Genomic DNA, 25,186 nt, shown 5'->3' on the forward strand with positions numbered 1-25,186 from the left:
AAGGAGCCCGGCCCGGCCGGGACACCATGTTCGACTTCGTGCAGGACGGGGCCACGATCCTGGCCGTCGGTGCGCTGATCATCGCGTTCGTCGCGGTGGTCGCGCTCATCACCAAGCGCATCCGCAGGGTGCCGCCCAACGAGGCGCTCATCATCGTGGGCCGCGGCGCGGGACGGGGCTCGGCGGCGGACGCCGGCCAGCGCGTGGTCGTCGGCGGGCGCGTGTTCGTCTGGCCGGTCCTGCAGCAGGGCTTCCCGATCTCGCTCGAGCAGCGGCAGATCGGCATCACGGTCGAGGGCGTCGACAAGAACCGCATCAAGCTCGCCATCAAGGCGTCCATCAACTTCAAGGTCCGCGGCGACGAGGAGGGCGTGCGGCGTGCCGCGCAGCGCTTCCTGTCCCAGCAGGCCACGCTCACCGACGTCATCCGGGAGTCCCTCGAGGGGTCGCTGCGCGCCATCATCGGCGACATGACGATCGAGCAGATCATCTCCGACCGCAAGTCCCTCCAGGACGCGGTCGTCGCCTCGACGAAGACGGACCTGGCCGAGCAGGGTCTGCAGGTCGACCTGCTCAACATCTCCGACATCTCGACGCCCGGCTCGGACTACCTGTCCAACCTGGGCCGCGCCGAGGCCGCCCGCGCCCGGCAGGTCGCCGAGGTCAAGGAGGCCGAGGCCCAGCAGGTGTCCGAGTTCGCCCAGATCCAGGCGATGGAGCAGATCGCCGAGCGTCAGCGCGACCTCGCGCTCAAGCAGGCCACCATCAAGGCGGAGACCGACAAGGCGAACGCGGAGGCCAACGCCGCCGGTCAGCTCGCCCGCGCCGAGCAGGACAAGCTCGTCGCCCTGCAGGAGCGTGACGCCCTCGCGGAGAAGGCGAAGGTCACGGAGGAGCAGCTCGACATCGACGTCCGCAAGCCGGCCGAGGCGTCCGCGTACGCCGCCGTCCAGCAGGCCAACGCCGAGCGTGACGCCGCCAACGCGGCCGCCGAGGCCGACGCGTACCGCCGGATGAAGGTCGCCGAGGCGAACAAGATCGCCACGGTCCAGGACGCCGAGGCCGCGGCCGAGGCGACGATCCGCGCCGGTAACGCCGAGCGCGACCGGCAGCTCGCCGAGGCCAAGGCCCTCGAGGCCCTGGGTCTGGCGCGCGCCGCAGCCGCCCGCGCCGAGGGCCTGGCGCAGGCCGAGGCCACGCACGCGCAGGCCGAGGCGCTGCGCGAGCAGGGCGAGGCGGTCCTGGCGCAGCAGGTCATCGCGCTGCTGCCCGAGATCGTCCGCGCCGCGGCCGAGCCGATCGGCTCGATCGACCAGCTCACCGTGGTGTCGACCGACGGTGCGTCGGCCATGACGCGGACCGTCGGCCAGGTGCTGGGCGAGGGCCAGGAGGTCATCAAGTCCCTCACCGGCCTCGACCTCAGCTCGCTGGTCTCCAGCATCGCCCAGCAGGCCGTCGGCACCAACGGGTCGTCGCGCCACACGTCCTGACGTCGCAGGCACCGCACGGCGCACGCGCCCTCCCCGTGGGGTGGGCGCGTGCGTCCGGGCGGCTCAGCCCTCGACGGGCGTGAGCACGAAGACGGGGATCTCGCGGTCGGTCTTCGCCTGGTACTCGTCGTAGGCGGGCCACGTCGCGACGGCCCGCTGCCACCAGCGGGCGCGCTCGTCGCCCGTGACGAGCCGCGCGTCGTAGTCCTTGCGCACGGCTCCGTCCTGCAGCTCGACGCGCGGGTGCGCGGTGATGTTGTGGAACCACGTCGGGTTCTCGGGTGTCCCGCCCTTGGACGCGACGACCGCGTACTCCCCCTCGTGCTCGACGCGCATCAGCGGCGTCTTGCGGAGCTTGCCGCTCTTCGCGCCGAGGGTCGTCAGGATGATGACGGGGCGGCCGTCGAGCGTCGTGCCCTCGGTGCCTCCCGAGGACTCGTAGAGCTCCGCCTGCTTGCGTGCCCAGTCGCTGGGGCTGGGGGCATACTCACCGGTGAGGGGCATGCCGGTCACAACACCGCCGGCGGTGCGGACATTCCGCCCGGCACGGGACGACGTGGCTGGTCGCGGCCCCCCGCGTGTGCACCGCGCCGCACCCGACCTGAGGATGGTCGGCATGGTCCTGCCCACGCTGCCCACCCACCCGGTCGCCGACCCTGCCGCCGTCGTGCAGGGCGAGCACTACCGGATCACGGTCCTCACCGACGGTCTGCTACGCATCGAGCACTCGCCGGACGGCGTGTTCGAGGACAGCGCGTCGACGTTCGCGCTGCACCGCCGCCAGCCCGTGCCCGAGTTCCGGGTGGTCGACCAGGGCACCCACCTGGAGGTCGTGACGCGCAGGTTGCGGCTGACGTACGACAAGGGGCCGTTCACGACGAGCGGCCTGTCGGTCGCGGTGCTCGGCGCGATCACCACGTGGCACTCGGTGTGGCGGTACGGCCAGGACGACGACGGGCGCAACCTCGGGGGCACCGCGCGCACGCTCGACGAGGCCGACGGCGCGGTGCCGCTCGAGCCCGGCGTCGCCGGGCGCCACGGGTACGCCGTCGTCGACGACTCCGCGTCGCTGCTGCTCACCGAGGACGGCTGGGTGGCGCCGCGCGACGACGGCCGCACCGACCTGTACGTCTTCGCGTACGGGCACGACCACGCCGAGGCCGTCCGGGCGCTGTACGCCGTGTCGGGCCGGCAGCCCGTGCTGCCCCGGTGGGCGCTCGGCAACTGGTGGAGCCGGTACCACCGCTACACGGCGGACGAGTACGTGGCGCTGCTCGACCGGTTCCGGGACGCGGGTGTGCCGTTCTCCGTCGCCGTGCTCGACATGGACTGGCACGTCACCGACGTCGACCCGGCGATCGGCAGCGGCTGGACGGGCTACTCCTGGGACCGGGACCTGTTCCCCGACCCCGCGGCGTTCCTGGCCGAGGTCCACGCCCGGGGCCTGCGGGTGACGCTCAACGTGCACCCCGCGGACGGCATCGGCCCGCACGAGGAGGTCTACGGCGCGATGTGCGCGGCCCTGGGCCTGGACGCGTCGGCGGGCGACCCCGTCGCGTTCGACGTCACCGACGAGGCGTTCCTCACGGCGTACCTCGAGGTGCTGCACCGTGGGCTGGAGGACGAGGGCGTCGACTTCTGGTGGATCGACTGGCAGCAGGGGCCGCACTCGCGCATCGCGGGCATCGACCCGCTGTGGATGCTCAACCACTTCCACTTCCTGGACAACGCGCGCGGGGGGCGCCGCCCGCTGACGTTCTCGCGGTACGCCGGCCCGGGGTCGCACCGCTACCCGGTGGGGTTCTCCGGCGACGCCGTCGTGTCGTGGGCCTCCCTGGCCTTCCAGCCGCACTTCACGGCGGCGGCGGCCAACATCGGGTACGGCTGGTGGAGCCACGACATCGGCGGGCACATGTTCGGCGCGAAGGACGACGAGCTCGCGACGCGGTGGGTGCAGCTCGGCACGTTCTCGCCCGTCCTGCGGCTGCACTCGTCGAACAACCCGTTCCTCACCAAGGAGCCGTGGTCGTTCGGCCCTGAGCACGCCGCGGTGCAGACCGAGTTCCTGCGCCTGCGGCACCGTCTGGTGCCGTACCTGCACACGATGAACCACCGCGCCGCGCGCGACGGCGTGCCGCTGGTGACGCCGATGTACCACCGGTGGTCGCGAGACGCGGAGGCGTACGACGTGCCGGGCCAGTTCCTGTTCGGCTCGGAGCTGCTGGTGGCCCCGGTGACCTCGCCGCGGGACCGGGAGTCGGCGACCGCGTCGGTGCGCACCTGGTTGCCGGACGGCGTGTGGGTCGACGTGCTCACGGGGCTGGCGTACGACGGCGGCCGCGAGGTGGTGATGCACCGCGACCTCGCGTCCGTCCCCGTGCTCGCGCCGGCCGGGGCGGTCGTGCCGCTCGACGCCGCCGCCGTGCCCGGCGACGACCCGGTCGAGCCGGCCGCGCTCGAGGTGCTCGTCGTCGTGGGGGCCGACGGCGCGTTCACGATGGTCGAGGACGACGGCACGGGGGACGGGCTCGACGAGGAGCGCGTCGCGCGCACACCGCTCGTGTGGGACCAGGCGGCCGGTGTGCTGACGGTCGGGCCCGTGGCCGGTGCGGACCGCTTCCTGCCGGCGACGCGGACGTGGACGGCGACGTTCGTGTCGGTCGCGGACGGCGTCGCACCCGTCGCCACCGTCGAGGGGGCCGGCGTGGACCCCGTCGTCGCACGCACCGCGGAGGGTCACCTGCGCGTGACGGTCGGTGACGTGCCCGTCGGCGCGGTCCTGCGCGTCGGGCTCGGTGCCACGCCGCGGCTGCGGCCGAACGACGTCGCCACCCGCCTGCACCGGCTGCTCGACGCCGCGCAGGTCGGGTACGAGCTCAAGCGCCGGGTGCTGGAGGTGCTGACGGCCGACCGTCCACTGCACGTGCGGCTCTCGCACCTGGCGGCCCTCGGCGCACCGGCGACGCTGCGGGCCGCCGTGGAGGAGGTCGTGCTCGCGCGCGCGTCCTGAGGCGTCCCGCCGCCGCTCGTAGGGTGGCGTGGTGGACGAGTACGCGATGACCGGGTTCCGGGTGCGCGAGCACCGCGTCGAGGTGCCGGTGGACCGGGCCGACCCGCACCGGTTCGGCTCGATCGAGGTCTTCGCCCGTGAGGTCGTCGACCCCGAGCGCGACGGTGAGGACCTGCCGCTGCTGCTGTTCCTGCAGGGCGGGCCGGGCGGCATGGGGCCGCGTCCGACGCCCGGCGGCGGGTGGTGGGCGACGGCGCTGCGCACCCACCGCGTGGTCCTGCTCGACCAGCGCGGGACGGGCCGGTCGTCGCGCGTGGAGGGGTCGGACGTCGCGGTGTTCGGCGACGCCCGGACGGCCGCGGACCACCTGGCGTGCTTCCGCGCGGACGCGATCGTCGAGGACGCGGAGCACCTGCGGCGCACCGTGTACGGGGGACGACGCTGGACGACGCTCGGGCAGTCCTACGGCGGGTTCGTCACGCTCACGTACCTGTCGCGGCACCCCGAGGCGCTGGAGGCGTGCTGGATCACGGGTGGCCTGCCGCCCGTCGGCGCCACGGCCGAGGACGTGTACGCCGCGACGTACCCGCGCCAGCTCGCGCGCAACCGCGCGCTGCACCGCGCCTTCCCCGACGACGTCGACCTGCTGGGACGGATCGCCGACCGGGTGGCGGCGGGCGACGTCGTGCTGCCGACGGGCGACACGCTGACGGTCGAGCGCCTGCAGACGCTCGGGATGCCGCTGGGCATGAGCACCGGCGTCGACGACCTGCACTGGCTCCTCGACACGGCGCTGGACCGCCGCGGCGAGCCCGCGCGCGGGTTCCTCGCCCAGGTGGCGTCGCGCACCGGCTTCGACACCAACCCGCTGTACGCGGTGCTGCAGGAGGTCATCTACCACTGCGGGCACCGTCGCCCCGGGTGGGCGGCCGCCGCCGAGCACGCGCGGCACCCCGCGTTCGCCGGCGACGCCCGGCCGCTGCTGCTGACCGGCGAGGCCGTGTACCCGTGGATGTACGAGCAGGTCGCTGCACTGCGGCCGTTCGCGGCGGTGGCCGAGGAGCTCGCGTCCCGCACGGACTGGCCCGAGCTCTACGACGCCGAGCGCCTCGCCGCCAACGAGGTCCCCGTCGCGGCCGTGCAGTACTACGACGACCCGTACGTGGACCTGGACCTGGCCCTGCGCACCGCCGACGGCCTCGGCAACGCCCAGGTGTGGATCACCAACGAGCACCTGCACGACGGCCTGCGCGTCGCGGGCGACACGATCCTGCCGCGGCTGCGCGACCTGACGTCGGGGCGCTGGACGGTCACCTCCCGCTGACCAACCGGGGGCCGACCCCCGCGCCGTGACTGGATGGCACTCTCACGGCACGGGGGGGTGGGGGGTCAGGGGCGGGTGGGCGCGCTCGCGGGCGGGCCGTCCGGCCTGCCGTCCGGCCTGCCGCCTGCCCCGCCGGCCGCCCCGCCGCCGGGACGGCCGCCGGGGCCGCCCGTGCCGCCGGACTCGACGCCCGCGGTGGCGTCGGCCTCGATGCTCGCGCCCGTCGCGTCGCCGGACTCGCGGAGCCCGCCGGTGGAGGCGCCCGAGGCCGTGCCGCCGACCGCCAGCCGGTACTCCTCGCCCGCGACGACGTCGGCCGAGGAGAGCAGCAGGCTGCCGACCGCCTTGCTCGTCCCGAACGTCGCGACCACGGTCCCGTCGGCGTCGAGCACGTGCACGACCGTCCCGGCGGCGATGCCCTGCGGCGACGTCAGGGACACGAACGACTGCGGGCTGCTCGCGGCCGGGGTCTGCGCCATGCCCGACGAGCCCGCGGCCAGCAGCACGCCGCCGCTCACGGTGAACGTGCCGTTGACGTCCGTCGCGCCGTTGCCGCTGCTCGTGGGCCCGTTGACGACGACGGTGCCCCCGCTGACGGTCAGGTCACCGTTGGAGTCGAGGCCGTCGCCCCCGGCGTCCAGGACGACCGTGCCGCCGCTGATCGTCACGGCGACCCCCTCGATCGGCTGCATCGACCCGCTCACCGTCGGCGACGAGCCGTTGACCGCGTCGTCGGACGCCACGACGGTGACGTCGCCGCCGCTGATCGTGACGACCTCGCCCTCGATGCCCTCGACCGACGCGGTGACGTCGAGCGTGCCGCCGCCGACGAGCAGGCCGCGCTCGGCGTGCACGGCGTCGTCGCCGGCGGTCACCTGCACGTCGCCGTCCGTGACCGTGAGGTTGCCGTCGGAGTGCAGCGCGTCGTCCGCGGCGTCGACGTGCAGGCGCCCGCCGCCGACGACGAGCGCGACACCCGCGGCGACGCCCTTCGGCGAGACGTCCTCGGTGACCGACGCGGCCTGCGCCGCACCGCCCCCGGCGACGATGCTCACCGCGCCGCCGCCGACCAGAACGTCGGTCGTCGCGGTGATCCCGTCGTCGCCGGCCGTCACGTCGAGCGTCCCGCCCGCCACGTGCACGTAGCCGCGCGTGGCGTCGTCGTCCGCGTCGGCCTTCAGGCCGTCACCGCCCGCGTCCACGGTGAGGTCGCCGTCCAGCACCACGAGGGCGTCCTTGCCGCGCAGGCCGTCGTCCACGGCGGTCACGTCGAGCGTCCCCGACGCGACGACGAGGTCGTCCTTCGACGCGATGCCGTCGTTCGCGTTGCCCGTGACCGTCAGCGACCCGGTCCCGGCGATCGTCAGGTCGGCCGCGGAGTACAGGGCGGCGCCCGGGGCGTCCTCGGCGTCCGCGTCGGCGTACGTGTTCGCGTCGACGAGCGTGCTGGCCGTCCCGTCGGCCAGCACGACGACCACCTCCTCCGCAGCCAGGACCTGCAGCGGCGAGGTCGTCGACGACGTGATCGCGGCGCCGTCGAGCACGAGCGTCACCTGCTCGGGGTCGGCGGTGTCGACGACCACCTGCCCGTCGCTCAGCGTCCCGGTCAGCACGTACGTGCCGGCCGCCGTGATCGTCACGGTGCCGCCGTCGACCTCGACGCCGTCGCCGTCGGCCGACGCCGTGGTGCCGTCGAGCGTCACCCTCACCGCGGACGCCTCGTCCCACGCCGCGTCCGCCGCGACCGCGTCGTGGTTGGCGTCGAGCTCGGCCTGGACGGTCGTGTCGGCGGCGGCCGGGTCGACGTCCGCGACGTCGGTCCCCGCCGTGCCGGACGTGTCCGCGGACGCGCCGGACGAGAGGCCCTGCTCCGGCGCCGACGTGGCCGAGCAGCCGGCCAGCAGGGCAGCGGCCAGGGCGGCCGGCAGGGTGAGCCGGGCGAGGGTGCGTCGCATCGGTGGTGCTCCGTTCTGTGGTCGGGCCGGTCACTCGGCGGGGACGAGGGCGGGCGTCACGTGCCGGTCGAGCACGCGTCGCCAGGGGGTGCAGGGCAGGTCCGGCGTGGTCGCGGCCATGCCGGTGCCGTACTTGGAGAGGCGGACGGGGCGGTGACCGCGCCGCCACAGCAGCCGGTCGGCGCCCGACGGGGTCGCGCCCGTCTTCGTCTCGACGACGCTCAGCCCGTCCAGCCGCAGCGCGGACCCTCGCGCCGCGGTCCAGATCAGGTGCGTGTCGACCGTCAGCCGCGAGTCGGCGGCGTGCGGGCCCGGCAGCAGGAACGTGCGGCGGTGGTAGCGCGTGACGAGCGTCGGCGCGTAGCGCGGGTCGTCGGGGTGCGGCACGGCGGCGGCGTCGAGCACCGCCCGGGCGAACGCGAGCGCCTCGGGGGTGAGCCGGTCGCGCAGGTCCCGGTCGTACGGCGCGCGCGTCTTGACCGTGGACCCGCGCGGCCCGCGGGTCTTCACCTCCGCGAAGCAGGCGCCGGAGTCCAGGTAGGTGCGCGTGCGGACCTTGAACCGCCGACGCCGCCGGTGCGCGGCCCCCAGGTAGCAGGTGAGGTCGGGGGTGTCGAAGTACACCGACTCGTACGCGAACACCTCGCGGCCGTCGATGCGGAGCACGCGGGCGGCCTCGCACCCGTCGCGCAGGTCCGTCAGCAGGTCGTCGACGACCGCGTCCGGCACGACGTACTTGCGGTCGACGCGGGTCTGCAGGCACGCGCGTGCCTGCAGCTCGTCGAGCGTGACGGTGGGGAGGCCGGTGACGGGTCCGTCGAGGGTCCGTGCGCTCATCGAGCGGCCCCCGCCGCCGTCGGCTGCCTCCGGGCGTCCTCCGCCACGCCGGTGCCGCCGGCCGGCAGCGCGTAGCGCACGTCGACCCACGTGGTGTCGTTGACGAGGTCGAGCCGCTGGACGTCCACGGCGTGCACGCGCGCGCCGAGCAGGTGCTCGAGGTGCGCGACGAGCGCCGCCTCGGAGGTGAACGCCCGGTCCAGCACGACGGTCTGCGACCGGTACCGCCGCAGCAGGCGCGGCGAGTCGCCGACCGCCATGACCACCAGGATCAGCGCCATGAGGGCGAGGCCGACCGGCGCCGACGCGACGCCGAGCCCACCGATGAGTCCCAGCGCGAGCGCCGAGAAGTAGTACGCGACCTCGCTCTGCGCGAGCTCGGTGGACCGCAGCCGGATGATCGACAGCACACCGAACAGCCCGAGCCCCAGGCCGGGGCCGACCGTCGCGGACCCGAGGGCCGCCGAGACCGCCAGGACACCGACGTTGACGCCGAGGTACGCGACGACGAGGTCGCGGCGGCGGTGCCGGGGGAGGTACAGGACGAACGTGAGGACCGTGATCGCGACGAGGTCCGCCGCGAGCAGCGCGGTGTCGGGCACGGGGAGGGCCTCCGGTGGTCGTCGGGACGCACCCCTCGTCCGGGGTGGGCAGGTCCATCCAGCCCTGCGCGCCTGTGACGGGGCTGTGCCCGCTCTGGGGCGCGGCTCAGCATCCGGCGCTCCACGCGAGTGACCGGCGAACGGGTGACCGCTGGACCCCGCACTGCCGGGCCCCGACGAGTCCGGCATCATGGCCGCCACACCCGCCCCTGGAGGACCCCTTCGTGCTCGCCGCCCCCCGCACCCGTCGCGCGCGCACGCCGCTCGGCGTCGCCCTCGTCACCACGCTCGCGCTCCTGACGGCCTGCACGGGCGGCGATCCCGGCGTCCCCGACCCCACCCCCACGCCCTCGGTCGACCCCGGCCCGCAGCCCGAGGACGTGGTCGCCACGGCGGTCGTCGCCGACGGGGGGATCGACGTGGAGATCGCCGTGCACCCCGTCGTGCGGGTGGGCGAGCACGCGGTCCTCACGCTGGACCTGACACCGCTCGAGGAGGTCCCGCAGGACGACCCGGTCCACATCGGCGGGTTCGACGGCGGCCTGGCCCGGAACCTCACGCTGCGCGCACCCAGCAACGTGCGCCTCGTCGACCTCGTCCGCGACGTCGTGTACCACCCGGGCATCGGTGCCGACGAGTGGCCCGTCGTCGCCCCGGACGACTGGGACGTGCTGCGGGGCCCCGAGGGGAGCCGGGTCCTCATCCCGTACGCCGCGCCGCCCCAGGACGTGTCGAGCGTGTCGGTGTTCCTGCCCGGGGCTCCGCTGGTCGCGGACGTGCCGGTGATCGAGGGGGACGTCCCGTCGAGCGAGCGTGCGGAGGCGTCCGAGGCCGCCGCGGCGTCGGCGTCGGCCGAGGCGACCGGCACCGCGACCCCGTCGCCGCTGCCGGAGCCCGAGACGCTCGACCTCGACGCGATCGTCACGGCGCCGACGTTCCCGCTGGACTCGACGAGCGCCGAGCTCGAGGGTGCGGTGACGACCACGGAGTCCACCGAGCGCATCGACGTGCAGCTCGGCTCGGACGTGCTGTTCGAGTTCGACCAGGCCACGCTGACACCTGCGGCGAGCGAGGCGATCGCGCTGGTCGCGGCACGGATCTCGGAACGCGAGCCGGGCACGGTGAGCGTGGTCGGGCACACCGACGACCAGGGCGACGACGCCTACAACCAGGACCTGTCGCAGCGCCGCGCGCAGGCGGTCGCGGACGTGCTCGGCACGCAGGTCGACGGTGCGGCGTACCCGATGGAGGTCGACGGTCGCGGCGAGGCGGAGCCGTTCGTCGCGAACGACTCGGAGGAGAACCGCGCCCGCAACCGGCGCGTGACCGTCACCCTGACGTCCACGGTGGTCACGCGGACCGACGTGACGACCACGGGCGAGCTGCCGCCGTTCGGCGACAAGGGTCAGGTGGCGCCGGGCGACGGACCCGTCAAGCTCGCGAACTTCGCGCGCAAGTGGGAGGTGCAGGCCACCGCCCGCCGCGTGCACGGCCACGTGGTCGTGGACCTCGCGGTGCGCGGTGACGACCAGGAGGACGGCATGGGGTGGACGCCCGGCTTCCTGCGCGGCTGGAACTCGCACCGTGGCGACGGCACGACGACGCCCGTGGACCTCGCGGGGCGTGCGGTCCTGCTGCACGGGGCGTCCAAGCTCTACCCGATGGACTACACGACGGGCCCGCGCCCCGACCACCCGGGTGGCGAGTGGCTCACCGTGACGGACCTCGACGCCAAGGCCTGGATCGACGGCGGCCAGACACGGGTCTACTCGTTCGTGTACCCCCGGATGGACGTCGACACCGTGACGTTCCAGGTGGGCACCGGGATCGCCTTCGACAACGACTTCCGCCTGGTCGACGTCCCCGTCGCGCCCGGTGACGCGGCGACCACCGCCGCGGAGCCGGCGGACTGAGGGGAGCGCGAGGGGGCGGGCTCAGGTGACGACGGGGTAGACGGCGTGGACCAGCCCCACCACCGTGGCCAGCAGGACCGCGCCACCCGTCCAGACGAGGAGCCGGACGCGCCACCGCGTGCGCTGCTCGTCGTCCCACGGGTCGTGCCCACCGGTCCGCACCGCGACCACCTCCCGGCACCAGCGTGCCGTCCGGCCGCGGGGACGGCCACCCGCTCAGCCGGCGTGCGCCAGCTCCAGCGCCGCGTCGAGGTCACGCAGGATCCGCTCGCACTCCTCGACGTCCCACGGCGTCCCGGCCAGCTCGAACTCGAAGAGCACCGGGCGCCCGGACCGCTGCGCGATCTCCCGCGCGGCCTTCTGGTAGTAGCGCCCGAAGTTGCGGTTGCCCGACCCCATGACCCCGACGAGCAGGCGCCGGTTGTGCGCCGAGCGCAGGAACCGGCGCACCGCCTCGGGGATCGTGTCGTTGGCGTCGTTGCCGGTCGTGTACGACGGGGTGAGCAGCACCCACGGCCCGTCGGCCTCGCTGCGGCGGTGCTCGCGCTCCGCCAGGTCGAACGTCGGCCGGTCCAGGCGCTCGGCGAACGTGCGGACCAGGCCGCTCGTCGACGAGTAGTAGTACACGGGCGTGCGGCGCATGCTCCCAGCCCACCCTCCGCGCCGGCCGCCCACGGCGGACGTTGGTCCCGCGGGGGCCTCAGATCTCGTCCAGCGCCTCCGGCGACTCGGGCAGCACCTGGCCGCCGTCGACCACGACGCCCTGCCCGGTGACGTACCGCGCGCCGTCGGACGCGAGGAAGGCCACGACCTCCCCGACGTCCTCGGGCTCCGCGAGGAACCCCAGCGGCACCGAGCGCGCCATGCGTGCCATGTACTCCTCGCCCAGCGCGCGCAGCCCCGGGGTCAGGACGTTGCCCGGCAGCACCGCGTTCACGGTGATGCCGGCGCGCGCCAGCTCGATCGCCGCGGTGCGCACGAAGCCCATCTGCGCGGCCTTCGTCGCGCCGTAGTGCGCCCACCCCGGGTACCCGGTGACGTTGCCCGTGATCGAGCTGGTGACGACGACCCGGCCGCGGCCCGACGCGGTCAGGGCCGGCAGCGCCGCCTGCAGCGCGTGGATCGTGCCCTTGAGGTTGACGTCGACGATGCCGTCGACGTCCGCGTCGGTCATCTCGGCGATCCGAGCCTGCGGGTAGATCCCCGCGTTCGCGGCCAGCACCGACAGCCCGCCGTGGTGCTCGACGACACGGGCGACCACGTCGCGGCACGCCGCGGCGTCCCGCACGTCGAGGACGTGCGCGTCCACCCCGCGCGCACGCGCGTCGGCGCACTCCTGCTCGGTCAGGCCGGTGACGACGACGCGGGCACCGTGCCGCCCCAGCGTCTCGGCGATGCCGCGCCCGATGCCGAGGGTCCCCCCGGTCACGAGCGCGGTGCGGTTCTCGAGCAGTGCAGACATGGTGCCCCCAGGTCGACGGACGTCGTCGTCCCCTCGACTGTCGCGCACCGGGGGTACCCCCGCACGCGGGGCGCCGCCCCTCGCGCGGCGGGCGTCGCCCGATTCCTGCCCCGGTGTCATGACATCCCGTGACTTTCAGGACCGGACCGTCCTACGTTGTCCCGGACGCCGACCGCCCCAGCCGGGCGACGACGTCGGCCGCGGCCGCCCGGCCGTCGGTCCCGTGCACGGAAGGGACACCACCGTGGCAGCTCGACGTACCACCGCCCTCGCGGGCACCCTCGCCGCCGTCCTGCTCGGCGCGAGCGCACTGCTCGTCCCACCCGCTGCCGCCCACGGCGGTGGCCCGGGTCACGGGCCGGGTCACGGCCCCGGGTACGCGATCGACGCCGAGAGCTTCGCGCGGCAGGTCACGACCCGCGGCGTGTGGCGGCACCTGGAGGAGCTCCAGCGCATCGCCGACCGCAACGACGGCAACCGCGCCGCCCTGACCGCGGGCTACGAGGCGAGCGCGCGGTACGTCGAGCGCACGCTGCAGCGCGCCGGCTACACCACGACGCGCGACCCGTTCACGTTCGGGTTCGAGGTCGTCGACGCCGCGAGCCTGACCCTGGGCACGGGCGAGGCGTACGAGGTCGACCAGATGCTGTACGCGCCCAGCACGGCGGAGGGCGGTGTGACCGCGCCCGGTGCGGTGCCGACCGACACCACGGGCTGCACGGCCGACTCCTGGGCCGGCGTCGAGGTGACGGGCGCGATCGCGGTCGTCAGCCGCGGCGTGTGCAGCTTCGGCGAGAAGGCGGTCGCGGCGGAGGCCGCCGGGGCCGTCGGCGTCGTCGTCTACAACAACGTCGAGGAGATGCTGTTCGGCACGCTCGGCGCGGAGGGTCTCGTGCAGGTGCCGGTGGCCGGCATGGGGATGGCCGACGGGCAGGCGGTCGTCGCGGCGATCGCGGCCGGCGGCGCCACGCTCACCCTGGACACCCGGTTCCACACCGAGGAGCAGGAGAGCTTCAACGTCATCGCCGAGACGCGCACGGGTCGCGACGACAACGTCGTCATGCTGGGCGCGCACCTCGACGGCGTCGAGGAGGGCCCCGGGATCAACGACAACGGCACCGGCTCGGCCGTCCTGCTCGAGGTCGCGGTGCAGCTCGCCAAGCAGAAGAAGCACAACAACACCGTGCGTTTCGCCTGGTGGGGTGCCGAGGAGCTCGGGCTGATCGGCTCGACGGCGTACGTCGACGAGCTGGCGACGCAGGAGGGCGAGCTCGACCGCATCGCGACGTACCTGAACTTCGACATGGTCGGGTCGCCCAACTACATCATCGGCGTGTACGACGCGGACCAGTCGACGTACGAGGCCCCGGTCGTGGTCCCCCCGGGCTCGGCGGAGACCGAGGACGTCCTCACGGGGTACTTCGACGCCGTCGGCCAGCCGTGGGTCGACACCGAGTTCTCGGGCCGGTCGGACTACCAGGCGTTCATCGAGAACGGTGTGCCGGCGTCCGGGCTCTTCACCGGCGCGGACGACATCAAGACGGAGGAGGAGGTCGCGCTGTTCGGTGGCACGGCCGGCATCCGGCACGACCCGAACTACCACACGGTGGCCGACGACCTGTCGAACGTCAGCCGCGAGGCGATCGGCATCATGGCGCCGGCGGTGGCGTTCGCGACGGCGAGCCTGGCCAACGACACGTCCGCGATCAACGGGGTGTCCGGCCCCGGCGACCAGGGGCACCACCACGGCCCGTGGAAGCCGGGCAAGGGCAAGGGCCACTGGCGCGGGCACGAGCACGGCACGCTGGAGAAGGCGTCCTGACGTCGGGGCAGCGCGCCTGACCGGCGGCCCGGGTGCCCACGGGTGCCCGGGCCGCCGCACGTGTGCGGCGACGTCCTTGGCGTGGCCGCCCAGCCTCGCTCGGGACGGGCGACATCTTGCTCCTCCGCGGGGCTTCTGCCAAGACCTTCATGACGTTTTCTTGACCTCAGGGGTGTCGAGGGCCAAGCGCAGGGCCATGAAGGGCCCGGTGGGCGTCAGATTGTGACAGAAATGTGAAGATTCTCACCGACCTGCACCGCAGCGCTCGGTCAAGGAGCAGGATGCGAGGTGGCCGCCCAGCCTCGCGCCCAACGGGTGTCACGACGCCCCGATGCGCGGGAACGGCTCCAGGGAGAACGCCACCTCGACGGGCACGTCGAAGAACTGCGCGATGCGCAGGGCGAGGTGCAGCGACGGGCTGTACTCGCCGCGCTCCAGGTACCCGACCGTCTGGTAGTGCACCCCCAGCGCGTCCGCGAGCTCGCGTCGGCTGACGCCCCGCTCGGCCCGCAGCACGGCGATGCGGTTGTGGACGGTCTCACCCGTCTGCGGCCGGCGCCGCTCCTCGGTCGCCACGTCAGCCGTGCATGAGCGTCTGCAGGCGGTCCGTCAGGGCGCTCGCGGTCTGCCGCGCGTTCATCCGGCGCAGCACGACGGGCGCTGCGACGAGCCCGGCGACCGCCCACGCCAGCAGCACGAGCGCCGCGATCTCGGGGTGCCACGCACCCCCCAGCTCCAGACCCTCGGCGCCGGCGGGCAGGCTCGTCGACCGCAGGCCGTGCGCGAGCCAGTACAGGGGGAACGCCTGGACGGCCCACTCGGCCCACGGCGGCACGGTCTGCGGGCCGAAGACCCCGGACAGGAACGCGAGGACGACGACGGGGGCCATGACGAACATCATGACGCGGGTCGGGCGCCCGGCGAGCGCGCCGCCCACGATGCCGACGGGCAGGGTGGCCAGCGTGCCCAGCAGCAGCCACCCGGCCAGCGCGGCCCAGCCTCCCGCGCCCTGGTGCATGGGGTCTCCGAGCAGGAAGGGCCAGGGGACCAGCAGGATCGCGAGCATGGGGAGCGCGGCGAGCACCTGGCCGACCACGATGCCCACCGTGTACGTCGTCGTGCCGCGCGGCGTGGTGCGCAGCCGCAGCACCGTGCCGTCCTCCACCTCGGCGGACAGGGCGAACGCCGGGCCCATGGCCATGCCGAACAGGACGGTGGCGGCCAGGATGCCGGGCAGCGCGAGGCTCGGCAGGCTCAGGCCGCCGCTGCCCGGGATGATCGTGTCGCGCTGCGTGACGAGGTACACCAGGACGCCGATCCCGATGACGACGTTCCAGCCGAGGTCCTCGGGGTTGCGCAGCATGTGCCGGAACTCGGTGACGCCGCGGCGCAGACCGGTGCGGACGGCCCAGGCGCGGGGTGCGGGCGTGCTCATCGCGAGACCTCCAGGTCCGGTCGGGTGCTGCGGGCCTCGTGGTGGCGGACGATCTCGAGGTACGCGTCCTCGAGCGTGGCGTGCACGACCTCGAGGTCCTCGACGTCGCCGCCCGCGAGCAGCTCGCGCGTGAACCCCACGGGGTCGTGCGTGCTGTGGACCTGGCGCGCACCGCCGACGCTCCAGCGCACCTCCGACGGGCCGGCGACCTGACGGGCGACGGCTGCCGGGCTGCCGTCCGCGACGATGCGCCCGCCGGCCAGCAGCAGGATGCGGTCCGCGACGGTCTCGGCCTCCGCCAGGTCGTGCGTCGTCATGAGCACGACGGTGCCGTCGAGGTCGACCACTTCGTGGATCAGCTCGTGGAACTCGCGTCGTGCGGCGGGGTCGAGCCCGGCGGTCGGCTCGTCGAGGATGAGCAGGTCGGGTCGGCCGACGAGCCCGACGGCGACGTCGAAGCGGCGGCGCTGACCACCGGACAGGGTGGCCATGCGCTGGTGGGCGGCCGCGGTGAGCCCGACGCGCGCGAGCAGGTCGTCGACGTCCCGCGGGCGGGCGAGACCGGCGCGGGCGTAGGGCCGGTAGGCGTCGGCGAGGTGGGCGAGCAGCTCGCGCACGCGCCACCGGCGGTGGTCGCGCCAGGACTGCAGGACCACCCCGATCCGGGCGCGCCACGCGTCGTCGCCGTGCTCGGGGTCCACGCCGAGGACCTCGACGTCCCCGGCGTCGCGCCGGCGGAACCCCTCGATGATCTCGACCGTCGTGGTCTTGCCCGCCCCGTTGGGCCCGAGCAGGGCGACGACCTCACCGGGCTCGACGTCGAGGTCGACGCCGTCGAGCACGGTGCGGCCGCCGTAGGCCATGCGCAGGCCGGCGACGCGGACAGCGGCGTTCCGGGTGGGCTCCATGTAGCAGTTGTACTACATATTGTTGCACCTACGCTACCAACGGCGACGCAATCACCCACCGGTGGCCGAACGGGTCGACGAGCCACCCGCGGCGCTCGTCGCCCTGGTCGCTCGGCTCGCGGTCGACGGTCGCGCCGGCTGCCACGGCGCGCGCGTACACCGCGTCGGCGTCCGCGACGCCGAGCGCGATCGCCGCGGTCGCGTGGCCCGCGCTGCGGGGCGCCCACGCCCCGTACTCGTGCGCCTCGTCGGACAGGTAGAGCGCAGCGCCGTCGATCGCGAGGGCGACGAACCCGATGCGACCGTCCTCCTCGTAGCGCTCGCCCGTCTCGACCGCGCCGAACGCTGCGGCGTAGAAGTCGATCGCGGCGCGGGCGTCGTGGACGGTCAGGTAGGGCGTCAGCATGGTCACGGGTCCTCCAGGTGGTTCGGTGTCGTCCCTGGAGACGGACCGGTCCCGGCGACCGGACTCATCGGGCTGGAGCCGGTGCACCGGCGTCGGCGCAGGGTGGTAGGACGGTGCCATGACGACACCTCCCGACGGTGGGCCCTCCGCCGCCACGCCCTTCCACGACCTCGACGCGTACGTCGCGCTGCCTCGCCTGTCCGGGCTCGTGCTGTCCCCCGACGGCTCGCGCCTCGTGACGGCCGTGCAGACGCTCGACCGCAAGCGCACCGCGTACGTCACCGCCCTGTGGGAGGTCGACCCCGCGGGCGAGCGGCCGGCGCGGCGGCTGACCCGCTCGGCGAAGAGCGAGGCGTCCGCCGCGTTCACGCCCGCGGGAGACCTGCTGTTCACGAGCGCTCGCCCCGACCCGGACGCCCAGGACCCGGACGAGGACCCGACGCCGGCGCTGTGGCTGCTGCCCGCCGACGGCGCGGAGGCGCGGGTCGTCGCCGACCGCACCGCCGGCCTCGGTGGCGTGCAGGTCGCGACCGCGGCGCCGACCGTGCTCGCGGTGTCCGACGTGCTGCCGTCGGCCGCCGACGCCGCGGACGACGACCGCCTGCGCAAGGCGCGCAAGGAGAACAAGGTCTCCGCGATCCTGCACACCGGGTACCCGGTGCGGTACTGGGACCACGACCTGGGGCCCGCCTCGCCGCACGCGTTCGTCGGGACGCTCGGGGACGACGTCGCCGCGCCTCTCGCGGGGGAGCGCGACCCCCGCCTCGAGCTGTCGGACGTGACGCCCGACGCGCGCATCGCGCTGCTCGAGCACTCGCCCGCGCTCAGCCCCGACGGCCGTACGGTCGTCACGCCCTGGAACCGCGCCGTCGCGCGCGGCGTCATGCGGATGCACCTGGTCGCCGTCGACGTCGCGACCGGTGAGCGCCGCGTGCTCGTCGACGACGAGGCCGCCGACATCGGCCACGCCGTGGTGTCCCCGGACGGGCGCTGGGTCGCGTACGCGCGCGAGACGGTCTCGACGCCGGAGCAGGCGCCCGCCGTCGAGCTGTGGGTCGTGCCGCTGACCGGCGGCGAGCCGCGGCGTCTCGCCGCCGACTGGGACCGCTGGCCGTCCGGGCCGGTCTGGCTGCCCTCGTCCGACGGCCTGCTGGTCGTCGCCGACGACGACGGCCGGGCGCCGGTGTTCCACGTGGAACTGAGCACGGGCGCCGTGACGCGCGTGACCAGCGACGACGCAGCGTTCTCCGACGTGCAGGTGAGCCCCGACGGGCGCACCGCCTACGCGCTGCGCGCGTCGTACGAGGCGCCTGCCCACCCGGTGCGTCTGGACCTGGCGGCCGCGCTCGCCGCCGGCCCCGTCGCCGGTGAGCCGCTGCGGTCCCCGGCCCCCGACGTCGCACTGCCGGGGCGCCTCGAGGAGGTCGTCACGACGGCCGCCGACGGCACGCGGGTGCGGGCCTGGCTCGCGCTGCCCGACGGTGCCGGCCCCGACGCCAGGGCGCCGCTGCTGCTGTGGATCCACGGCGGACCGCTCAGCTCGTGGAACACGTGGTCGTGGCGCTGGAACCCGTGGCTGATGGTCGCGCAGGGCTACGCCGTGCTGCTGCCGGACCCGGGCCTGTCCACCGGGTACGGCCAGGACTTCGTCCAGCGCGGCTGGGGCGCCTGGGGTGCCGCGCCGTACACCGACCTGATGGCCGCGACCGACGCCGCGCTCGAGCGCGACGACCTCGACCCCGAGCGGACGGCCGCGATGGGCGGGTCGTTCGGCGGGTACATGGCCAACTGGGTGGCCGGGCACACCGACCGGTTCCGTGCGATCGTCACGCACGCGAGCCTGTGGGCCCTCGACCAGTTCGGCCCGACCACCGACGCCGCGTACTACTGGGGCCGCGAGATGTCGCCCGAGATGGCGCTCGAGCACTCGCCGCACCGGTTCGTCGGTGACATCGTCACGCCGGTGCTGGTCATCCACGGCGACAAGGACTACCGCGTGCCCATCGGTGAGGGCCTGCGCCTGTGGTACGAGCTGCTGTCCGCCTCGGGCCTGCCCGCCGACGACGAGGGACGCAGCCCGCACCGCTTCCTGTACTACCCGGACGAGAACCACTGGGTGCTCACGCCGCAGCACGCCAAGGTCTGGTACGGCACGGTCGAGGCGTTCCTCGCCGAGCACGTGCTGGGACGCACGGGGGACGACGCGGTCGCGTACCCGGAGGTGCTGGGCTGACGGCGGGCGAGCGGGCGCGGGCAACCACGCCCGCGCCCGCTCGCCTCACGGGATGACGTGGTAGGCGACGCCCTCGTAGGTCCAGTTGCGGTCGCCGGCCCGGATGTGGTCCGTCTCCGCCTGGCTGGCGGTGAAGAAGTGCTTGCCGAACAGCGGGCTCCAGAACCTGTGCAGCGGGACGGTCCCGGCCCTCTGGTCCGGGAAGGAGCAGTACGCCACGCCCTCGTACGACCAGTTGCGGTCGCCGGCGATGATCCTGCTCTTCTCGCCCTCGTCCTGGGTGTAGAAGTGCGACTGGAAGACGGGGGAGTAGAACCGGTGGACGGGCCGCCCGTCGGGGCAGGCCGCACCGTCCGGGGCGACCGCGCTGAACGCCACTCCCTCGTACTGCCAGCTGCGGTCGTCGAGGTAGATGTTCTCCGCCTCCGTCTCGCTCGTGGTGAAGAAGTGCGCGTTGTCGAACGTGGGGCTCCAGAACCGGAACACGGTGACGGGGGGACTCGTCGTCGGGCCGGTGCCGGGGCCCGCCGTCACGGGTGACGAGAAGGCGCGCAGGAAGCTCGACGGGGCGGAGTCGAAGGCCTTGTCGAAGCCCCCGTACGTCTGCACGACGGTGATCGACGCGCTGACCTGCGTCGGTGAGCCGATGCAGCCGGTGGGGACGGTGAGCGAGATCTGGTTGCCGACGTGCGAGCCGGTCCCCGAGCACGTCTGCACCCACGGGTCGGCACGGTGGAAGATCCACTCGTCCCCGAACTTGAAGCCCTCGAAGTCGGCCACGTCGTCGCCGTTCGTGTCGAGATCGACGTCGACGTTGTAGGGCCAGGTGGTGCCCGCGGGCTCCCGCGTCCAGAACGTGAGCGCGAAGCTCGTCGCGTCGAGGGACAGCCGGTACGCCTGGATGTCGCTCGACGCATCGGTGCGCCACTCGCCGACCCCGTCCGCGAACGTGGCGGAGGCCGCCGACGCGGGTGCGGCCGCGACCAGGCCGAGGCCGGCGGCGAGGGCGAGAGCGGTCAGGGCCGCGCGGGCACGGCGCCCGCGTGTCGACGTCGTCATGGGGGTGGTGCTCGATTCTGTGCGCGCCGGCAGCTGCCCGACGGGGCCGCGGCGGCCTCCCCGTGCGGTTCGGCACCGCGGCGCGCGGCATGACCGGGGCGGCCCGTTCTCCGCAGGATCTGCACAAGTGCGGGCCCCCGGTACGCCCGATCGGGCGCAGCCGGCCTCAGAGGTCGGCCGGGTCCACCAGGAAGTCCGCCTCGTCGGCCACCTCGCCGCCGACGGCCGCCTGCAGCACCTTCGCCACGGCGGCGACCATCGGGGCCGCGCGCGAGCGCGCGACGCGGTGCTCGAACGACGGCCGCTCCTGCTCCCGCTGCTCGATCTCGAACGGCTCCCACCGCACGCGGTACGCGACGACGCCGGCGCCCGTCCACGGCAGGTCCTCCATGAGCGGGGGGAGCTGCTCGCACGCGGCCACCTCGACGGCGAGCATGCCGTCGACGCCCAGGTCGACCAGCACCCCGAACGCCTCGGCGGGCGGCGGCGCGGCGAGCATGAGCTCGTCGTACGCGTCGGCCTCCGCCATGAGGCGCCGGCGCTCGTCGTCGTCGGCGACACCGTGCCTCTCGAGGGCGGCCCGCAGGCCGGACCCGCCGGCCTCCGGCGCACCACCGACCGCGCCCTGCGAGCCGCGACCCGTCAGCACGGTCGGTCCCGTCCAGGACCCCGGCGTCGCGACCGACAGGTAGGCGTGCGGCTGCACGCGCTGGACGAGGGCCAGCACGTCCGCGGGCTCGACCCAGCGGTCGGTGAGCACGGTGAGGTCGGTGGCCGCGTCCGGGTCGGGCGTCAGGACGGCACCGGTCTGCGTGCGGACCGCACCTCCCAGGCGCCGCGCGGCGGCGACGAGCCACTGCAGGGTGCGCGCCTCCTCCCGGATCGGCAGGCCGTCGGGAAAGGCGCGCTTGACGCCGTCGCGGTCGCCGCCGGGCCCCGGGCGCTCACCGCGCTCGCGGGGGGTCTGCAGCACCCACAGCACCACCGTCGACGCCGGCAGTCCGAGCCCGATCGCGTCCTGCGTGTCGATGCCGTACGGCCCGGTGAGCGTCGAGAGCCGTGCCAGGCGCAGGGACCGCACGGACGGGCGGGCGACCGACCGGATCCCGAAGGCGGCGGTCACGGCCGGCAGCATGCCCGTGCGGGTGGCGGACTCGCGCGCGGCGTCCTCCCACCGGACGTTGCGGAACCTGCTGGCGGCGAGGACCTCGACCTCCTCGGTCTCGACCCCCTCGGGCAGCGCGAGCAGGTGCCGGTCGACGAGCGCGGGGTCGTCGGCCGCGAGCGACGGGTACCGGTCGGCCACCATCAGACGTCCGTCCGGTGGAACCCCTGCCAGGATCGCGACGCGGTCGGGCCGCGCTGCCCCTGGTACCGCGAGCCGTAGGCCGCCGACCCGTAGGGGTTCTCGGTGGGGGAGGTCAGGCGGAAGAAGCACAGCTGACCGATCTTCATGCCGGGCCACAGCAGGATGGGCAGCGTCGCGACGTTCGACAGCTCGAGGGTCACGTGCCCGCTGAAGCCGGGGTCGATGAACCCGGCGGTCGAGTGCGTGAGCAGACCGAGCCGGCCGAGCGAGGACTTGCCCTCCAGGCGTGCGGCGACGTCGTCGGGGAGCGTGACCTGCTCGTACGTCGACCCCAGGACGAACTCGCCGGGGTGCAGGACGAAGGGCTCGCCGCGGTCGACCTCGACGAGCCGCGTCAGGTCCGGCTGCTCGGCCGCGGGGTCGATGAACGGGTACTTGTGGTTGTCGAAGAGCCGGAAGTACCTGTCGAGGCGCACGTCGATGCTCGACGGCTGGACCATGCCGGGCTCGTAGGGGTCGAGGGCGACCCTCCCGGACTCGAGCTCGGCGCGGATGTCGCGGTCGGAGAGCAGCACGGGGCCACCGTATAGCCTGCGCGCCGCACGGTCACCGCGCGCTCGTGCCGCCCTTCCCGGCGGCCTCGCGCGCCTCCTCCCCGGCGTGCCCGGGCACCGGCGCGGCCTGCCGCGGCGGTGAAAGGTCCCGCCCCGTTCCGGCTCGACGTGCTTCGGGATATGCTGTGCCCGCTCCGCTGTGGGAGCGCTCTCGCCGGAGTGCGGGGACGCGCTTCGACGAGGAGGCCGCGCGGGAGCGTCCGCGATGCAGTTCCGTAGGACGACCAGGGACCTGAGCAGGGCCGCTGACACCTGGGCGCGCACCTCGCGGTGACGCCTCGGCGGTGGACCCGTGCGACGAGGCACGAGAGGCATGCGATGCGGTTCGGCCACTTCGACGACGAGGCGCGCGAGTACGTCGTCACCACGCCCCACACCCCCTACCCGTGGATCAACTACCTCGGGTCGGAGCGGTTCTTCTCGCTGCTCTCGCACCAGGCCGGTGGGTACTCGTTCTACCGTGACGCCAAGATGCGGCGGCTGACGCGGTACCGCTACAACAACATCCCCGCCGACGCGGGCGGGCGCTACCTGTACGTCAACGACGGCGGCGACGTGTGGACCCCGTCGTGGCTGCCGGTGAAGGCGGACCTCGACCACTTCGAGGCGCGGCACGGTCTCGGCTACTCCCGGATCACCGGTGAGCGCGGGGGCCTGCGGGTCGCGACGACGTTCTTCGTCCCCCTGGGCGAGGACGCCGAGGTGCAGCGCGTCGCCGTCACCAACACCTCCGACGCCGAGAAGACGGTCACGCTCTTCTCGTTCGTCGAGTTCTGCCTGTGGAACGCGCAGGACGACCAGACGAACTACCAGCGCAACCTGTCGATCGGCGAGGTCGAGGTCGAGCAGGACGGCCCGCACGGGTCCGCGATCTTCCACAAGACGGAGTACCGGGAGCGGCGCGACCACTACGCCGTGTTCGGCGTGAACACCCGCGCCGACGGGTTCGACACCGACCGCGACACGTTCGTCGGCGCGTACAACTCGCTCGGTGAGGCGGCCGTGCCGCGCGCCGGGGCGTCGGCCGACTCGGTCGCGTCCGGCTGGTACCCGATCGGCTCGCACTCGGTGCGCGTGACCCTCGCCCCGGGAGAGACCCGCGACCTCGTCTACGTGCTGGGCTACCTCGAGAACCCGCAGGACGAGAAGTGGGCCGACGACGCGCACCAGGTCGTCAACAAGGAGCGCGCCCACGCCCTGCTCGGCCGGTTCGCCACCGCCGCGCAGGCGGACGCCGCCGTCGAGGCGCTGCAGGCCTACTGGACGGACCTGCTGTCGACGTACTCGGTGCGCTCGGGCGACGAGAAGCTCGACCGGATGGTCAACATCTGGAACCAGTACCAGTGCATGGTCACGTTCAACATGTCGCGCTCGGCGTCGTACTTCGAGACCGGCATCGGCCGCGGCATGGGCTTCCGCGACTCCAACCAGGACCTGCTGGGCTTCGTCCACCTGGTCCCGGAGCGTGCGCGCGAGCGGATCATCGACATCGCGTCGACGCAGTTCGAGGACGGGTCGGCGTACCACCAGTACCAGCCGCTGACCAAGCGCGGGAACAACGACATCGGCTCGGGCTTCAACGACGACCCGCTGTGGTTGATCGCCGGTGTCGCCGGGTACGTCAAGGAGACGGGCGACTTCTCGATCCTCGACGAGCCCGTGCCGTTCGACAACGAGCCCGGCTCCGAGGTCCCGCTGTTCGAGCACCTGACGCGCTCGTTCGAGTACACGGTCAACCACCGCGGCCCGCACGGCCTGCCGCTCATCGGCCGCGCGGACTGGAACGACTGCCTCAACCTCAACTGCTTCTCCACCGAGCCGGGCGAGTCCTTCCAGACGACGGAGAACCAGGCCGGCGGCCACGCCGAGTCCGTGTTCATCGCCGCGCAGTTCGTCCTGTACGGCGAGCAGTACGCGGAGCTCGCGGAGCGTCGAGGGCTGTCCGAGGTCGCGTCGCAGGCCCGCAAGGTCGTCGGCGAGGTCCGCGAGGCCGTGCTCGAGCACGCGTGGGACGGCCGCTGGTTCCTGCGCGCGTACGACTTCTACGGCAACCCCGTCGGCACCGACGCCAAGCCCGAGGGCAAGATCTGGATCGAGCCGCAGGGCTTCGCCGTCATGGCGGGCATCGGCGTGGGCGAGGGCCCGGACGACGTCGAGGCGCCCGCCATCCAGGCGCTCGACGCGGTCGACGAGATGCTCGGCACGCCGCACGGCCTGGTGCTGCAGTACCCCGCGTACACCACGTACCAGATCGAGCTCGGCGAGGTCTCGACGTACCCGCCCGGGTACAAGGAGAACGGCGGCATCTTCTGCCACAACAACCCGTGGGTGATCATCGCCGAGACGGTCGTCGGACGCGGGGACAAGGCGTTCGACTACTACAAGCGGATCACCCCGGCGTACCGCGAGGACATCAGCGACGTCCACAAGCTCGAGCCGTACGTGTACGCGCAGATGATCGCGGGCAAGCAGGCGCCGCGCGCCGGTGAGGCCAAGAACTCCTGGTTGACGGGCACCGCGGCGTGGAACTTCGTCGCCGTGTCGCAGTACCTGCTGGGTGTGCGGCCCGACTACGACGGACTGGTCGTCGACCCCCAGATCGGCCCGGACGTCCCCACCTTCACCGTGACGCGCGTCGCCCGCGGCGCGACGTACGAGATCACGGTGACCAACTCGGGTGCGCGCGGCTCGCGCGGCTCGCTCGTCGTCGACGGAGTCCCCGTCGAGGGCAACCACGTGCCCTACGCGCCGGCCGGGAGCACCGTCCGCGTCGAGGTCACGCTCTGACCGGGGCGTTCGCGCACCCG

At 73.9% G+C, this 25,186-nt stretch carries 21 protein-coding genes; 7 read left to right on the forward strand and 14 right to left on the reverse strand.

The features are described from left to right. Positions 1-26 precede the first annotated feature (26 nt). Entirely contained in the window at positions 27-1,490 is a 1,464-nt protein-coding gene (locus NP075_RS00630) for an SPFH domain-containing protein (protein ID WP_227563785.1), read from the forward strand. 63 nt (positions 1,491-1,553) lie between these two features. Here NP075_RS00630 and NP075_RS00635 read toward each other — a convergent pair whose 3' ends face one another. Continuing rightward, positions 1,554-1,994, reverse strand: a complete 441-nt coding sequence (locus tag NP075_RS00635) for a nitroreductase family deazaflavin-dependent oxidoreductase (protein ID WP_227563786.1) — start codon at positions 1,992-1,994, stop codon at positions 1,554-1,556. A gap of 112 nt (positions 1,995-2,106) precedes the next feature. Here NP075_RS00635 and NP075_RS00640 point away from each other — a divergent pair, with 112 nt between their 5' ends. Together NP075_RS00640 and NP075_RS00645 are read left to right on the forward strand one after the other, a co-directional pair. After that, positions 2,107-4,500, forward strand: a complete 2,394-nt coding sequence (locus NP075_RS00640; protein WP_227563787.1) for a glycoside hydrolase family 31 protein — start codon at positions 2,107-2,109, stop codon at positions 4,498-4,500. A 46-nt stretch (positions 4,501-4,546) separates the two neighbouring features. Next, positions 4,547-5,824 carry an alpha/beta fold hydrolase gene (locus NP075_RS00645; RefSeq protein ID WP_227563853.1) on the forward strand — a complete coding sequence of 426 codons (1,278 nt, stop codon included), beginning with the start codon at positions 4,547-4,549 and terminating at the stop codon, positions 5,822-5,824. A 65-nt stretch (positions 5,825-5,889) separates the two neighbouring features. On the opposite strand, the gene NP075_RS00650 is transcribed toward NP075_RS00645, so the two are convergent. The 3 genes from NP075_RS00650 to NP075_RS00660 are packed head-to-tail and all read right to left on the reverse strand — an operon-like array spanning position 5,890 to position 9,218. Continuing rightward, positions 5,890-7,779: a carbohydrate-binding domain-containing protein gene (locus NP075_RS00650; RefSeq protein ID WP_227563788.1), complete on the reverse strand. Its 1,890-nt coding sequence runs from the start codon at positions 7,777-7,779 to the stop codon at positions 5,890-5,892. A gap of 30 nt (positions 7,780-7,809) precedes the next feature. Continuing rightward, positions 7,810-8,616, reverse strand: a complete 807-nt coding sequence (locus NP075_RS00655) for a polyphosphate polymerase domain-containing protein (protein ID WP_227563789.1) — start codon at positions 8,614-8,616, stop codon at positions 7,810-7,812. Next, positions 8,613-9,218 (reverse strand): DUF4956 domain-containing protein, encoded by a 606-nt coding sequence (locus NP075_RS00660; RefSeq protein ID WP_227563790.1) that lies wholly within the window; start codon positions 9,216-9,218, stop codon positions 8,613-8,615. Before NP075_RS00660 ends, NP075_RS00655 begins: the two co-directional genes overlap by 4 nt. 224 nt (positions 9,219-9,442) lie before the next feature. Here NP075_RS00660 and NP075_RS00665 point away from each other — a divergent pair, with 224 nt between their 5' ends. Then, on the forward strand, positions 9,443-11,131 hold the full coding sequence (locus NP075_RS00665; RefSeq protein ID WP_227563791.1) for an OmpA family protein: 1,689 nt from the start codon (positions 9,443-9,445) through the stop codon (positions 11,129-11,131). 21 nt (positions 11,132-11,152) lie between these two features. On the opposite strand, the gene NP075_RS00670 is transcribed toward NP075_RS00665, so the two are convergent. The 3 genes from NP075_RS00670 to fabG are packed head-to-tail and all read right to left on the reverse strand — an operon-like array spanning position 11,153 to position 12,593. Continuing rightward, the gene (locus tag NP075_RS00670) at positions 11,153-11,293 is read right to left on the reverse strand and encodes a hypothetical protein (protein ID WP_227563792.1); all 141 of its coding nucleotides are present in this window, start codon (positions 11,291-11,293) and stop codon (positions 11,153-11,155) included. 54 nt (positions 11,294-11,347) lie between these two features. After that, positions 11,348-11,773 carry a class Ib ribonucleoside-diphosphate reductase assembly flavoprotein NrdI gene (gene nrdI, locus NP075_RS00675; protein WP_227563793.1) on the reverse strand — a complete coding sequence of 142 codons (426 nt, stop codon included), beginning with the start codon at positions 11,771-11,773 and terminating at the stop codon, positions 11,348-11,350. 58 nt (positions 11,774-11,831) lie between these two features. Continuing rightward, positions 11,832-12,593, reverse strand: a complete 762-nt coding sequence (fabG, locus tag NP075_RS00680; protein ID WP_227563794.1) for a 3-oxoacyl-ACP reductase FabG — start codon at positions 12,591-12,593, stop codon at positions 11,832-11,834. A gap of 244 nt (positions 12,594-12,837) precedes the next feature. Between fabG and NP075_RS00685 the strand changes: the two genes are divergently transcribed. Continuing rightward, entirely contained in the window at positions 12,838-14,415 is a 1,578-nt protein-coding gene (locus NP075_RS00685; protein WP_227563795.1) for a M20/M25/M40 family metallo-hydrolase, read from the forward strand. 318 nt (positions 14,416-14,733) lie between these two features. Here the strand turns inward: NP075_RS00685 and NP075_RS00690 are convergent, their stop codons facing one another. The 4 genes from NP075_RS00690 to NP075_RS00705 are packed head-to-tail and all read right to left on the reverse strand — an operon-like array spanning position 14,734 to position 17,164. Next, complete coding sequence (locus NP075_RS00690; RefSeq protein WP_227563796.1) at positions 14,734-14,991, reverse strand: helix-turn-helix transcriptional regulator; 258 nt, start codon at positions 14,989-14,991, stop codon at positions 14,734-14,736. A gap of 1 nt (position 14,992) precedes the next feature. Continuing rightward, positions 14,993-15,850, reverse strand: a complete 858-nt coding sequence (locus NP075_RS00695) for an ABC transporter permease (RefSeq protein ID WP_227563797.1) — start codon at positions 15,848-15,850, stop codon at positions 14,993-14,995. Then, positions 15,847-16,758 (reverse strand): ABC transporter ATP-binding protein, encoded by a 912-nt coding sequence (locus tag NP075_RS00700; protein ID WP_227563798.1) that lies wholly within the window; start codon positions 16,756-16,758, stop codon positions 15,847-15,849. The genes NP075_RS00695 and NP075_RS00700 overlap by 4 nt, the downstream gene beginning before the upstream one ends. A 28-nt stretch (positions 16,759-16,786) precedes the next feature. Next, the gene (locus NP075_RS00705) at positions 16,787-17,164 is read right to left on the reverse strand and encodes a VOC family protein (protein WP_227563854.1); all 378 of its coding nucleotides are present in this window, start codon (positions 17,162-17,164) and stop codon (positions 16,787-16,789) included. A gap of 118 nt (positions 17,165-17,282) precedes the next feature. Here NP075_RS00705 and NP075_RS00710 point away from each other — a divergent pair, with 118 nt between their 5' ends. After that, a complete protein-coding gene (locus NP075_RS00710; RefSeq protein WP_227563799.1) occupies positions 17,283-19,397 on the forward strand; it encodes a S9 family peptidase in 2,115 nt (704 codons plus the stop codon). A gap of 45 nt (positions 19,398-19,442) precedes the next feature. Here NP075_RS00710 and NP075_RS00715 read toward each other — a convergent pair whose 3' ends face one another. The 3 genes from NP075_RS00715 to dcd form a co-directional block, all read right to left on the reverse strand. Continuing rightward, positions 19,443-20,456 carry a hypothetical protein gene (locus NP075_RS00715; RefSeq protein WP_227563800.1) on the reverse strand — a complete coding sequence of 338 codons (1,014 nt, stop codon included), beginning with the start codon at positions 20,454-20,456 and terminating at the stop codon, positions 19,443-19,445. Positions 20,457-20,622: 166 nt separating this feature from the next. Next, the gene (locus tag NP075_RS00720; protein ID WP_227563801.1) at positions 20,623-21,765 is read right to left on the reverse strand and encodes a hypothetical protein; all 1,143 of its coding nucleotides are present in this window, start codon (positions 21,763-21,765) and stop codon (positions 20,623-20,625) included. Continuing rightward, a complete protein-coding gene (gene dcd / locus NP075_RS00725; RefSeq protein ID WP_227563802.1) occupies positions 21,765-22,340 on the reverse strand; it encodes a dCTP deaminase in 576 nt (191 codons plus the stop codon). Before dcd ends, NP075_RS00720 begins: the two co-directional genes overlap by 1 nt. 357 nt (positions 22,341-22,697) lie before the next feature. On the opposite strand from dcd, the gene NP075_RS00730 reads away from it, so the two are divergent. Continuing rightward, entirely contained in the window at positions 22,698-25,166 is a 2,469-nt protein-coding gene (locus NP075_RS00730) for a glycoside hydrolase family 94 protein (RefSeq protein WP_227563803.1), read from the forward strand. Positions 25,167-25,186: the final 20 nt, after the last annotated feature.

Source organism: Cellulomonas wangsupingiae, assembly GCF_024508275.1.
GTDB lineage: Bacteria > Actinomycetota > Actinomycetes > Actinomycetales > Cellulomonadaceae > Cellulomonas > Cellulomonas wangsupingiae.